General features: G+C 59.9%; 11 protein-coding genes and 1 pseudogene. 2 read left to right on the top strand and 10 right to left on the bottom strand.

Annotated elements, in window-relative coordinates; all coding sequences use genetic code 11:
- Positions 1–112: 112 nt before the first annotated feature.
- From D8U82_RS23665 to D8U82_RS23650, 4 genes are all read right to left on the bottom strand, one after another.
- Positions 113–3,406 carry a DEAD/DEAH box helicase gene (locus tag D8U82_RS23665; protein ID WP_130903097.1) on the bottom strand — a complete coding sequence of 1,098 codons (3,294 nt, stop codon included), beginning with the start codon at positions 3,404–3,406 and terminating at the stop codon, positions 113–115.
- 9 nt (positions 3,407–3,415) lie between these two features.
- Positions 3,416–4,153, bottom strand: coding sequence for an S-methyl-5'-thioinosine phosphorylase (locus D8U82_RS23660; RefSeq protein ID WP_130903096.1), 738 nt, complete (start codon positions 4,151–4,153; stop codon positions 3,416–3,418).
- Between the two features lie 12 nt (positions 4,154–4,165).
- Entirely contained in the window at positions 4,166–5,164 is a 999-nt protein-coding gene (nagZ, locus tag D8U82_RS23655) for a beta-N-acetylhexosaminidase (protein WP_177434164.1), read from the bottom strand.
- A 170-nt stretch (positions 5,165–5,334) separates the two neighbouring features.
- Positions 5,335–6,042, bottom strand: coding sequence for a TetR/AcrR family transcriptional regulator (locus D8U82_RS23650; RefSeq protein WP_016775489.1), 708 nt, complete (start codon positions 6,040–6,042; stop codon positions 5,335–5,337).
- Between the two features lie 229 nt (positions 6,043–6,271).
- Here D8U82_RS23650 and lexA point away from each other — a divergent pair, with 229 nt between their 5' ends.
- A complete protein-coding gene (lexA, locus tag D8U82_RS23645) occupies positions 6,272–6,880 on the top strand; it encodes a transcriptional repressor LexA (protein ID WP_016775490.1) in 609 nt (202 codons plus the stop codon).
- Between the two features lie 10 nt (positions 6,881–6,890).
- Positions 6,891–7,364, top strand: coding sequence for an SOS-induced cell division inhibitor SulA (sulA, locus tag D8U82_RS23640; RefSeq protein ID WP_024013637.1), 474 nt, complete (start codon positions 6,891–6,893; stop codon positions 7,362–7,364).
- A 96-nt stretch (positions 7,365–7,460) separates the two neighbouring features.
- Here the strand turns inward: sulA and D8U82_RS23635 are convergent, their stop codons facing one another.
- From D8U82_RS23635 to fadB, 6 genes and pseudogenes are all read right to left on the bottom strand, one after another.
- Positions 7,461–7,694 carry a hypothetical protein gene (locus D8U82_RS23635; protein ID WP_003226592.1) on the bottom strand — a complete coding sequence of 78 codons (234 nt, stop codon included), beginning with the start codon at positions 7,692–7,694 and terminating at the stop codon, positions 7,461–7,463.
- Between the two features lie 106 nt (positions 7,695–7,800).
- Positions 7,801–8,325: a DUF6586 family protein gene (locus D8U82_RS23630; RefSeq protein WP_125927773.1), complete on the bottom strand. Its 525-nt coding sequence runs from the start codon at positions 8,323–8,325 to the stop codon at positions 7,801–7,803.
- Positions 8,326–8,469: 144 nt separating this feature from the next.
- Positions 8,470–11,103 (bottom strand): type I DNA topoisomerase, encoded by a 2,634-nt coding sequence (gene topA, locus D8U82_RS23625; RefSeq protein WP_016775493.1) that lies wholly within the window; start codon positions 11,101–11,103, stop codon positions 8,470–8,472.
- Between the two features lie 114 nt (positions 11,104–11,217).
- Positions 11,218–11,454 carry a DUF1653 domain-containing protein gene (locus tag D8U82_RS23620; protein ID WP_125927776.1) on the bottom strand — a complete coding sequence of 79 codons (237 nt, stop codon included), beginning with the start codon at positions 11,452–11,454 and terminating at the stop codon, positions 11,218–11,220.
- Between the two features lie 93 nt (positions 11,455–11,547).
- Complete coding sequence (gene fadA, locus D8U82_RS23615; protein ID WP_016775495.1) at positions 11,548–12,723, bottom strand: acetyl-CoA C-acyltransferase FadA; 1,176 nt, start codon at positions 12,721–12,723, stop codon at positions 11,548–11,550.
- A 29-nt stretch (positions 12,724–12,752) separates the two neighbouring features.
- A pseudogene (fadB, locus tag D8U82_RS23610) lies at positions 12,753–13,219 on the bottom strand (fatty acid oxidation complex subunit alpha FadB); the annotation flags it as partial.

The following is a 13,219-nucleotide window of genomic DNA, read 5'->3' as shown; positions in this document are numbered from 1 at the left end:
GGTTAGATAGCTTTTCGCGAGCAGGCTCGCTCCCACAATTAATCCAGATTCGCTCGAGATCCAATGTGGGAGCGAGCCTGCTCGCGAATGGCCCCGCCGCGATTCAAACCCTTCAATCTCTGGAAGCCGGCAACGGCGCAAACAGCGCCTCGATATCACTCTGTTCCAGTTTGAATCCGCCCGTCGTGCCACCCTCCAGTACCGCCCCGGCCAGCGCCGCTTTCTCCTGCTGCAACGCCTGGATCTTCTCTTCGACGGTGCCTTTGGCAATCAACTTGTAGACGAACACCGGATTGTTCTGCCCGATGCGATACGCCCGATCAGTCGCCTGATTCTCCACCGCCGGGTTCCACCACGGATCGAAGTGAATCACCGTGTCCGCCGCCGTCAGGTTCAGACCAGTGCCCCCGGCCTTGAGGCTGATCAGGAACAACGGCACCTTGCCGCCCTGGAAATCCCTCACCGGCGTGCGCCGATCGGTGGTGTCGCCGGTCAGCAACGAGTAGCCAAGCCCGCGTTGCTGCAATTCCTGCTCGATCAGCGCCAGCATCGAGGTGAACTGCGAGAACAGCAGAATGCGCCGACCTTCGCCGAGCAATTCTTCAAGCATCTCCATCAGGCTGATCAGCTTGCCGCTGCCCGAGCGCAACGCCTTCGCCGTCAGCGGCATATTGACCAGGCGCAGATCGCAGCAGACCTGGCGCAGTTTGAGCAGCGCATCGAGGATGATGATCTGACTGCGCGCCACGCCACTGCGGGCGATTTCGTCGCGGACCTTTTTGTCCATCGCCACACGCACCGTCTCATAGACGTCGCGCTGACCATCGCTGAGTTCGACCCAGTGGATGATCTCGGTTTTCGGCGGCAACTCGGTGGCGACCTGATCCTTCTTGCGTCGCAGCAAAAACGGCTTGATGCGCGCGGTCAGGTGCTGCATGCGCTGCACATTGCCGTGCTTCTCGATCGGTGTGCGGTAATCGCGGTTGAAGGATTTGCTGTCGCCGAGCCAGCCGGGCATGAGGAAATGGAACTGCGACCACAGCTCACCGAGGTGGTTTTCCAGCGGCGTACCGCTCAGACACAAGCGCTGACGGGCCTGCAAGTCACGCGCGGCCTGGGCGGCTTTGCTCAGCGGGTTCTTGATGTTCTGCGCTTCGTCGAGAATCAGCACGCTCCACGACTGCGGCTGCAAGATTTCCAGATCCCTGGGCAGCAATGCGTAAGTGGTCAGCACCAAGTCGTATTCGCCCAGATTGGCAAAGTCCTTTTGCCGCCCGGTGCCCTGCAGCGCCAGGACTTTCAACTGCGGCGTGAAGCGCTCGGCTTCGTCGAGCCAGTTGGGAATCAGGCTGGTGGGCATCACCGCCAGTGCCGGACAGTCCAGATGCCCGGCGTGTTTCTCCGTGAGCAGATGCGCCAGGGTCTGCAGGGTTTTACCCAGGCCCATGTCATCGCCCAAAATGCCGCCGACCTCCAGCTCGCGCAGGGTCTGCATCCAGTTCAGGCCTTCGAGCTGATACGGGCGCAGTTGCGCATTGAGGCCGGCCGGCGCAGCAACCTGGGCGTGACTGGAATTCTGCAGACGCTTGGCAAAAGTGCGCAGACGTTCGCCGCCCTGCCAATCCAGCGGCACGCCATCGAGCATACTCAGACGCGCGGCGTCTGGAGCGGTCAAGCGCAGCGCATCACCCTGATGGCCGCCCAAGTACAGCTCGCCCAGCGTCGCCATCAGCGGTTTGACCCGACTCAGCGGCAACGCGACTTTGGCGCCCGCCGGCTCGCCAAAACCGCTGGGCTTGAGCTCGATCAGGAGTTTTTCATCATCGCTGCGCTGCGCCAGATTGACCGGGTCGAGCAAGCGCGGCTGGGTTCGCAACAGGTGCAGAAGGATCGGCAGCAAGCTGTAGCGCTCGCCGTTGACGACGATACCCAACTGCAGATCAAACCACTGATGCGTGGCCTCTTCTTCGACCTCGGCGTACCACTGTTCAACCGGTTGTACATCGAAATGGAAACCGGGACTGATCTCGATTTTCCAGTCTGCGGCGCGCAGTGTGGCCAGCCCTTCGTGCATGAACCCGAGCCAGGCGGAATCATCCGGCAAGGTAAACATCTCGCCAGGACGATCCATTGCACTCTTGCGCGTGGCTTTCTTGAAGCCATGTTTTTGCAGGTTCTGGCGCAGCTTCTTTTCCAGCGCCGGTTGACGCTGAATGCGCTGGGTTTCGCTGCCGTTGAGGATCATCACTTCCGGGTTGCGATCCACCGCCGGATGACCGTTGTAGGTAAACAGCAGAGCGGCGCGGTGCTCCAGCACATATTCCCAGCGCGAGCGTTCTCGGCCGCTGACCAGGGTCAGTTGCGGCTGCGGCAGCACGTCATCGATGATCCGTTCGGTGAGTTTGTGCGGTGGCGCAATTTGGGTCGCCGCGCTCATGCGATGGCTGAACTGCATGGCCTGACGCGCCGGAATATCTGGCGCCTGGGTCAAATGACAGGCGAGTTTTTCTTCCAGCTCAGTGAACAGCGGGCCAACCTGGCGCTGCTCGCGATCAAGATAATAAAGCGGCTCCAGCGCCAGCACGGTTTCCTGCGCGGCTTCGGCACTGCTCCATTGCGCGCGGAATCCGCCATCGGCCTGCTCAGCCCAAGAGAACTGACCCACGCGTTTCGCCCCCGGTGTCAGCGCTCGCAGGTCTTCGAAGTCGAGGAACAGCCGCGAGGTGCGCAGGAGCATTTCCAGCAGTTCGGCGCCACTGTTGCCTTCCAGCGGATAGCCGCTGTAATAGGCGTGATGGGAATGCATGGCGACCAACAGCCGGGCGATGCGCAGATCCAGCTCGGACAGGTAGCCGGGCTGGCGCATGAGCATTTCCGCGAGCGAGTACATCGGTTTGACTTCGCGTAACTCGCCGCTCTTGAGCTGGTAGACCTTGAAAATATCCAGCAGCCACTTGCCGTTCGCAGACGTCGGCTTGAGCTTGTAAAACAGACGCGTACCTGCGGTTTGCGCACTTTCTTCAGCGGGCTTGGCCGGCACGGGAATTGTCGAAAGCCAATGCTCCAGCGCTCGTCCCAACGGGGTCTGCGCGTCACTTCCAGACGCATCCTCGCCAGTGCCCAGCAGGTGATAGAGCACCGCTGCGCTGTGCTTGCAGTCGATTGCAACAGGACAGCTGCACAGGCAACGCAGGTTTACCGACCCCAGCCGATCTTCGGACAGGTAAATGCTTTGCGCATACGTCTGGGGGTGAGAACCGACGCAGAACGCCTCTATCTTCTTGTCATCGATCTCGAGGATCTCGACCCGGTCATCGGCGGCATAAGCGCGGGCCTTGGCCAACGCCTTGCTACTGAATGCGTGGGTCCATGTCAGCCCTTTGAGCCGCTCGATGAAAATGCTCATGGACAGTCCTTAGCTGGCCAGCACCCGGGCCAACGTTGATTTCACCTTGCCCATGCCGTCGTGCAGGGCCTGCTCGATTTCGGCCATGGTGATGACTTCGGTGGTCTTGCCGGCTGCAGGATTCACCACCAGCGCCAGACAGGCGTAATCCAGATCCAGCTCACGCGCCAGCGCTGCTTCCGGCATGCCGGTCATGCCGACGATGTCGCAGCCGTCACGTTCCAGTCGCACGATCTCGGCGACCGTTTCCAGACGCGGTCCCTGGGTGCAGGCGTACACGCCTTGATCGCTGAATTCGCAGCCTTCGGCGGCGACTGCTGCAATCAATTGCTGACGCAACGGCTCGCTGTAGGGAAAGCTGAAATCGATGTGGGTGACGTGTTCCAGATCATCGGCGAAAAAGGTGTGCTCGCGCCCGCTGGTGTAGTCGACGATCTGGTGCGGCACACAGAAATGCCCGGTACCCATGGCCGGATGAATCCCGCCCACTGCATTCACGGCAATGATCGCTTCGGCACCCGCCTGCTTCAGCGCCCACAGATTGGCGCGGTAGTTGACCTTGTGCGGGGGGAAACGATGCGGGTGACCGTGACGGGCGAGGAACAGCACTTCCTTGCCGGCGTACTCACCAATCTGCACCTCGGCCGAAGGCGCGCCGTACGGGGTGTCGACTGCCAGCGACTGGCGAATGCTCAGGCCTTCGAGCTGAGTCAGGCCAGTGCCACCGATGATTGCGTAAACGGTCATAACGAAAAATCCTTAATCGATCAGTTGAGCGTCTTTGAGCGCGCCGAGGGCGGTGAGCCAACGCGGGTCCTGACGATAATCGGTGCTGGCGAAGGCCTGCCCGCGCATCTTCGCGATGCGCGCGGAAGGCTTGACCTTCATGCGCTGCGCGGCGCTCAGGGCCAGCTCGGCTGCCGCGCGGTCGTTGCACACCAGACCCATGTCGCAACCGGCACTCAGCGCGGCTTCGATGCGGCTGGCAGCGTCGCCGACCACGTGGGCGCCGGCCATCGACAGATCATCGCTGAAGATCACGCCATCGAACTGCAATTCGCCGCGCAGGATCTCCTGCAGCCAGCGTCGGGAGAAACCGGCGGGCTGCGAGTCGACTTGCGGATAAATGACGTGGGCCGGCATGACGGCGGCCAGCTGCTTGCTCAAACGGGCGAAGGGCACCAGATCATTGGCGCGGATTTCGTCGAGACTGCGCTCGTCGTTCGGAATCGCCACGTGGGAGTCTGCTTCGGCCCAGCCGTGGCCCGGGAAATGTTTGCCAGTGGCGGCCATGCCGGCGCTGTTCATGCCGCGAATGAATGCACCGGCGAGCAAGGCTGCGCGCTCGGGATCGCCTTCGAATGAACGGGTACCGACCACAGCGCTGCGCTGATAGTCCAAGTCCAATACAGGGGCGAAACTCAGATCGAGCCCGACCGCCAGCACTTCGGTGGCCATGATCCAGCCGCATTGCTCGGCGAGATACTCTGCATTCGGGTTATCGGCGATGGCGCGCATCGCCGGTAGACGGACGAAACCCTGACGTAGGCGCTGCACGCGCCCGCCCTCTTGATCCACCGCCAGCAGCAGATCCGGGCGAATCGCGCGGATCGCGGCGCTGAGTTCGCGCACCTGGCGAGGATGCTCGATGTTGCGGGCGAAAATGATCAGGCCGCCCACTTCGGGCTGACGCAACAATTGGCGATCTTCGGCCGTCAGCCAGGTACCGGCGACGTCCACCATCAACGAGCCTTGCAGGCCAGCAGTCATAGAGATTCCTTGAAAACGAAAAACCCGATCTGCTCGCATTCGCTACCGTGGGCATTGCCCGGACGGTCAGCAGAATTCATGCAGATCGGGTTCAGTACGAGAGTCGGCATGGCCGGCTAGCTTAGCGGATACCAGCTGCCGCGCCCACCCGTGCGCGGTCAAACCTTGGCGGCGACCGGCATGGATTTGCTGCGCGGACGCAATTGCGCGCTGGCCATGGCTGTATCGGTGACGCCGGTTTCGGCGCGCATGCCGGCAGCGAGGAACGGCACCATCAGGCGCATCACTTGTTCGATGGAGGTATTGACGCCGAAATCGGTCTCGGCAATCGCGCGCAAGGCCTTGATCCCGGACATGCTGAACGCAGCGGCGCCAAGCATGAAGTGCACGCGCCAGAACAGTTCGATCGGCGGAATGCGTGGCGCCGCTTCATTGACCAGCAGCATGTAGCGGCGAAACACCTTGCCGTACATGTCTTCCAGATAACGCCGCAAGTGGCCCTGGCTCTGGCTGAACGCGAGGCCGAGCAAACGCATGAAGATCGACAGATCGTTACCGCTGCGGGGCTGCACGACGAGCGCCTGCTCGACGAGAATTTCCAGCAACTCCTCGAGGGTCGGCTTGTTCTCAGGCTTGGCCTGACGGCGCTCCAGCTCTTTATCGAGGCTCACGCAGAACGGACCGAGAAAGCGCGAGAATACCGCCTGGATCAGCGCCTTTTTCGAGCCGAAGTGATAATTCACCGCAGCCAGATTGACGCCAGCCTTGCTGGTGATCAAACGCAATGAGGTTTCAGCGAATCCTTTCTCCGCGAACAACTGCTCGGCAGCATCAAGAATGCGTTCAACGGTTTCCGACTGGGCCATGGCTACTCCGCCTGACAAACACTTGTTTGAAACATACGTTTCAGCCTGTGCCTTGTCAAGCCTGCCGGTTCGTTTTGGGAATGGTCGGTCAGCTATTTAACCACACAAGGCGCCAGCATTAATAAGTGCCCTGCGCGACCGCTCGGCGGGCGGCAAAAAAACGCCCATTGCCAAGACCGCTTCACTGTATATAATCCCAGTCACTGTATAAAAAGACAGAGCGATCAATATGCTAAAGCTGACGCCACGCCAAGCCGAGATTCTGGCCTTTATCAAACGTTGCCTCGAAGACAACGGCTATCCGCCCACCCGTGCGGAAATCGCTCAGGAACTGGGTTTCAAATCGCCCAACGCGGCGGAAGAACATCTCAAGGCCCTCGCCCGCAAAGGCGCGATCGAGATGACCCCAGGTGCTTCCCGCGGCATCCGTATTCCCGGCTTCGAAGCCAAGGCCGACGATTCCACCCTGCCGATCATTGGCCGAGTGGCTGCCGGCGCGCCGATCCTCGCCCAGCAGCACATCGAAGAATCCTGCAACATCAACCCGACCTTCTTCCATCCTCGCGCCGACTACCTATTGCGTGTGCACGGCATGAGCATGAAGGATATCGGCATCTTCGACGGCGACCTGCTGGCAGTACATACCACCCGCGAAGCGCGTAACGGCCAGGTTGTGGTTGCGCGTATCGGCGACGAAGTGACGGTCAAACGCTTCAAGCGTGAAGGCAGCAAGGTCTGGCTGATCGCTGAAAACCCCGAGTTCGCCCCTATCGAAGTCGACCTGAAAGATCAGGAACTGGTGATCGAAGGCTTGAGTGTCGGCGTCATTCGCCGCTAAAGGAGGCTCCATGCAGTTCCCACACACACCTCAGCAAACACAACTGCCTTTGTTTGAAGCGTTTCTGGCGCAGCCGCTAGCGCCGATCCTCAAAGACGTGGTCGAGCGTGACTGGAACGCCAAACCTGACGCCTTCAGTGAGCTATCACTGCGCGGTGCGGCCGGGAACTGCCTGAACCTGCTCGCCCCGATCCTGCGTGAGCTCAGCGAGGATCAGGATGCTCGCTGGCTGACGCTGATCGCCCCACCCGCCAGTCTGACGCAAACCTGGCTGCGCGATGCCGGCCTGAATCGCGAACGCATTCTTCTGCTGCAACCGCGCGGCACTCAAAGTGCTCAGCAACTGGCGTGCGAAGCGTTGCGACTGGGTCGCAGCCACACCGTGGTGACATGGCTAAACCCGTTGAATGCCAATTCGCGGCAACAACTGATCAGCGCCGCGCGTACGGGCGAAGCGCAGAGCCTGAACATTCGTTTGGGTTGATTGATGGTAATGCGCGCTGTGTGAAGCGCAGGGCTTCTCCAGGGACAGAGAAGCCGATCTGAAGCGCAAGCGACCGAGAAAAGGCCAAAGCGTGAATCAATGAAGAACCCGCGGCCCCTCTTCCTTATCAAACTCGCCTTCAACCATACGACCCGCCATCTGCACGCCAACGCTCAACATCGCTTTGGCGATTTCAACGTGCTGGCCCTGCAGGAACGCTTTGGCATCCTCGGAGAAATCCAGCGTCACCAGAGAACCTTCGTCCTCAGCCCTGCGCAGTTCGATTCGGCCGTCTGGTAACTCGACAATTTCTAGAAAGGACGTTGGCATATAGGTCTGTTCTCCACGAAAGGCAGCGATTATATAGACATCATTCGAGCTTCGCTCAGGATCTTGACCAGCAGCATGTTTCAGATTGCCACTGCGCCAAACTACCTCAGCACTCGTTCAAGCCTTCCCGGAAACGCAGGGCCAGGCCCTTGAGGTTCTGCCGCCAGCTCTCCAGCTCATCTCGACTGAGCTCTTGTGGCGACTCTTCTTCATCAAGATTAATCGCTTGGATCAGCGGCTGCGTCACGTCGCCTTTCGGCTTGCGTGGCGCCCTCGGTGGCTGAAACAGTGCTGCGTGCGCCGCCAGCAGTTTCGCCAGCCAGGTTTCCGGATTACCGGCCAGCTCGACCATTTCCGCCAGCTCCGGGATCGCTATCGATTCCAGCACTTCGCGCCTCAGCAACTCCTCCGCCCTCGGCGAATTGGCCTGCGGCAGACGATAAAAGCCAGCGATCTCATGACACAAGCCCAGCAGCGCGCCGTATAGGTGGAACAACGCCGACTCACGCCCGGCCTGGATCAGCGCCAGAGAATTCATCGCCCGCCCTTCTTCAGCACGAGCCAGAGCTTCGAGTGACAGCCCAGCGAAATAGATCTTCTGGTTGGTGCGGGTATAGAGTTCGTGGGCCATGACGGCAGCCTCCACAACGAAATAATTGCTTCACACAGGCCCGGCAGTGTCATGGATCAACCAATGCCAGCGCAAGCACAAAACAAAAAGGCCGCATGAAACCCCCAAGGTTTCATGCGGCCTTTTCGCTGTTCAGACTAGCGCTTACTCAGCCTTGGCCTTTGCGCTGCGCTTGTCTTCAACAGTCCACTTGCCACCGTCGTAATACGCCTTCCAGCCTGTCGGTTTGCCATCGACTTCTGTCTGTACGTATTGCTCCTTGGTCTTGCGGCTGTAGCGGATGACCGCTGGCAGACCGTCAGGATCCTTTTGCGGAGCCTCGCACAGGAAGTGGTACTTCGGATCGATCTCGTCCTTGTGCGGCAGAATCTCGATCACCAACGGAGCGCGGGTCTCGCGGTTTTTCGGGAACTGACTGGCGGCCAGGAACAGACCGGACGCACCATCGCGCAGGATGTAGGTGTCGTTGACCTTTTCGCATTTCAGCTCAGGCATCTTCACCGGATCCATCTTCGGCGGCGCTGCATCACCGCTTTTCAGCAGTTTGCGGGTGTTCTTGCACTCCGGGTTGGTGCAACCGAAGAACTTGCCGAAACGGCCCGTCTTGAGCTGCATCTCACTGCCGCACTTATCGCATTCCAGACTCGGACCTTCATAGCCCTTGATGCGATAGCTGCCTTCTTCAATTTCGTAACCGGCGCAATCCGGGTTGTTGCCGCAGATGTGCAGCTTGCGCTTTTCGTCCAGCAGGTAGGCGTCCATCGCCGTGCTGCAGATCGGGCAGCGATGCTTGCCGCGCAGTACCAGCGATTCCGATTCGCCCTCGTCGTCCGCTGCGATTTCATCGCCCGGCACCAGGTTGACAGTGGCCTTGCAGCGCTCCTTCGGCGGCAGGCTGTAGCCCGAGCAGCCGAGGAACACGCCAGTCGATGCGGTACGAATCTGCATCGGACGACCGCAGGTGGTGCACGGAATGTCAGTCATGACCGGCTGGTTGGCGCGCATGCCGCTGTCCGGGTTTTCCGCAACTTCGAGTTTCTTCTTGAAGTCGCCGTAGAACTCGTCGAGCACGTTTTTCCAGTCGCGTTCGCCCTGCGCCACGTCATCGAGGTTCTCTTCCATGCCCGCGGTGAAGCCGTAGTCCATGAGATTGGAGAAGCTCTCGGACAGACGTTCGGTGACGATGTCGCCCATCTTTTCCGAGTAGAAACGACGGTTGTGCAGGGTCACATAACCGCGATCCTGAATGGTCGAAATGATCGCAGCGTAGGTCGAAGGACGACCGATGCCGCGCTTTTCCATTTCCTTGACCAGACTGGCCTCGGAGTAACGCGCCGGTGGCTTGGTGAAATGCTGCGACGGATCGAGCTTGATCAGCTTCATCACATCGCCCTGGGCCATGTCCGGCAGCACGTCATCATCGCCAGGCTTGGCAATCTGCGGCATCACCCGGGTGTAACCGTCGAACTTGAGGATACGGCCCTTGGCGCGCAGTTCGAAGTCGCCAGCGCCGACGCTGACGGTGGTCGACAGGTACTGCGCCGGCAGCATCTGGCAGGCGAGGAACTGGCGCCAGATCAGCTCGTACAGACGCTCGGCATCACGCTCCATACCCGCCAGCTTGCTCGGCGTGGTGTTAGCGTCGGACGGACGAATCGCTTCGTGAGCCTCTTGCGCGCCTTCCTTGCTGCTGTAGACGTTCGGCGTTTCCGGCAGGTACTTCTTGCCGAATTCGTCCTCGATGTAAGTGCGCGCCATCGCCACGGCGTCGGCCGAGAGATTGGTCGAGTCGGTACGCATGTAAGTGATGTAGCCGGCTTCGTAAAGACGCTGGGCCATCATCATGGTTTTCTTCACGCCGAAACCAAGGCGGTTGCTCGCAGCCTGCTGCAAGGTCGACGTGATGAACGGCGCCGACGGCTTGCTGCTGGTCGGTTTGTCTTCGCGCTTGACGATGCTGTAGCTGGAGGACTTGAGCTTTTCCAACGCAGCCATGGCCTGGGCTTCGTTCAGCGGCTTGAAGGCTTCGCCTTTTTCGCGAGCCACTTCGAAACGCACGGTCGAGCCTTTGGCAGTGCCGAGATCGGCATGCACTTCCCAGTATTCTTCGGGATTGAACGCACGGATTTCGCGCTCACGCTCGACCACCAGTTTCACGGCAACCGATTGCACGCGACCGGCGGACAGACCACGGGCGATCTTGGCCCACAGCAGCGGCGAGACCATGTAGCCGACGACGCGGTCGAGGAAACGACGCGCCTGCTGAGCGTTGACACGATCAATGTCCAGCTCGCCCGGCTCGGAGAAGGCTTCCTGAATCGCCTTCTTGGTGATCTCGTTGAACACCACGCGCTTGTAACGGCTGTCATCACCACCGATGGCTTCGCGCAGGTGCCAGGCAATGGCTTCCCCCTCGCGATCCAAGTCGGTTGCGAGATAGATGGTGTCAGCATCCTTGGCGAGCCGGCGCAGCTCTTCGATGACCTTTTCTTTGCCCGGGAGGATCTCGTACTGGGCTTTCCAGCCGTGTTCGGGATCGACGCCCATGCGCGAGACCAGCTGCTTGCGCGCTTTCTCTTTCGGCGAGAGCACCGGACCTTCGCCCGCAGCAGCCTTGCCGCGCTTGGCGGCTGGCTCTTTGCTGGCGCTAGCCGAACCGCTGGTGGGCAGGTCTCGGATATGGCCGATACTCGACTTCACCACGTATTGGTTACCCAGATACTTGTTGATGGTCTTGGCCTTAGCCGGGGATTCCACAATGACCAGCGATTTGCCCATGGATCAGAAAATTCCTGAATTCTAGAAGTGAAAGGCGGTTGGCGCCTGACGCGGCACCGCTATATATAGTTGATACAAGGTGAGGTCAAGCGCAGGGTTGTCTGCGCAGTCGCCTCAAACCTTGTCAAAAAGGCTCGGTTCGGCTTGCACCAAAGCAAAGCGCGGCACCTGCTCGCCGTCAACCTCGACCGACTCGACGAACATGCTCAACGGGCGCACCCAAAAGCCGTAATCGCCATACAGGGCTTGGTAAAAGACCACTTCTTCTTCGGTTTCGGAATGGCGCGCAATACTGAATACACGGTATTGCGGACCCTTGTAATGTTGGTAGAGCCCAGGTTGTATCGGCATGCTTCGGCCCTCACTGAAATCTTTTCAAAAATAAATAAAAAACCCAAAAACAAAAACCGGGGCACTGGGCCCCGGCTTCCATCGACGAGACGCTTAAACGCGTTCGAAGACGGTGGAGATGCCTTGGCCGAGACCAATGCACATAGTGGCCACCCCGAAGGTGCCGCTATTCTGCTTCATCACGTTCAACAGGGTGCCGGAAATACGTGCACCGGAGCAACCGAACGGGTGACCCAGGGCGATCGCGCCGCCGTGCAGGTTAACCTTCTCGTTCATCTTGTCGAGCACTTTCAGATCTTTCAGCACTGGCAAGGCCTGTGCGGCGAAAGCTTCGTTGAGCTCGAAGAAGTCGATATCGTTGATGCCAAGGCCCGCACGCTTCAGGGCTTTTTGTGTCGCCGGTACTGGACCATAGCCCATGATCGCCGGGTCCACACCCGCTACTGCCATCGAACGGATCACCGCCATCGGCTGGATACCCAGGTCCTGTGCACGCTGCGCCGACATCACGATCATGCACGAAGCACCGTCGGTGATCTGCGACGAAGTACCGGCAGTAACGGTGCCGCCCTTCGGATTGAAGGCCGGCTTGAGCGCCGCCAGACTTTCCAGGGTGGTTTCCGGGCGAATGGTTTCGTCGTAGTCGTACAGTTTCAGGAAACCGTTTTCGTCGTAACCCTGCATCGGGATGATTTCGTCTTTGAACTTGCCTTCCACGGTAGCCTTGTGGGCCAACTGGTGGGAACGCACGCCAAAGGCATCCTGCTGCTCACGAGTGATGCCGTGCATCTTGCCGAGCATTTCAGCGGTCAGGCCCATCATGCCCGAGGCTTTCGCCGCGTACAGCGACATGTGCGGGTTCGGATCGACACCGTGCATCATGCTCACGTGCCCCATGTGCTCGACGCCGCCGACCACGAACACGTCACCGTTGCCGGTCATGATCGCTTGCGCAGCGGTGTGCAGCGCGCTCATCGACGAACCGCACAGGCGACTGACGGTCTGGCCAGCAGAAGTGTGCGGAATCTGGGTCATCAGCGACGCCATGCGCGCGATGTTCCAGCCCTGTTCCAGGGTCTGGTTGACGCAGCCCCAGATCACGTCCTCGACTTCCGCCGGGTCGACCTTGCTGTTGCGTTCCAGCAGTTTGCTGATCAGGTGCGCCGACATATCTTCGGCGCGGGTGTTGCGGTGCATGCCGCCCTTGGAGCGGCCCATCGGAGTACGACCGAAGTCGACAATCACGACGTCTCTAGGATTCAAGCTCATAAGTTCACTCTCACTCTAGTTGGGGGCGCTTAACCGAAGAAGCTCTGGCCGTTCTTGGCCATTTCGCGCAGCTTCGCGGTCGGGTGGTACAGCGCGCCCAAATCAGCGTACTGGTCAGCCAGGGCAACGAACTCGGCGACACCGATCGAATCGATGTAGCGCAGCGCACCGCCACGGAATGGAGGGAAACCGATACCGTAGACCAGACCCATGTCGGCTTCGGCGGCGGTTTCAACGATGCCGTCTTCCAGGCAGCGCACGGTTTCCAGGCACAGCGGGATCATCATCCAGTTGATGATGTCTTCGTCAGTGACTTCGCGCTGCTCGTAAACGATCGGCTTGAGCACTTCGAGTACCGACGGATCGGCGACTTTCTTCTGCTTGCCTTTCTTGTCGGCCTCGTAGGCGTAGAAGCCCTTGCCGTTCTTCTGGCCCAGGCGTTTGGCTTCGTACAGCACGTCGATGGCCGAACGACGGTCATCCTTCATGCGATCCG

This window comes from Pseudomonas sp. Sample_23 (assembly GCF_004307595.1).
GTDB classification, from domain to species: domain Bacteria; phylum Pseudomonadota; class Gammaproteobacteria; order Pseudomonadales; family Pseudomonadaceae; genus Aquipseudomonas; species Aquipseudomonas atacamensis.
Note: the sequence above shows the minus strand (reverse complement) of the source record. Positions and strands in the feature narration are given on the sequence as shown.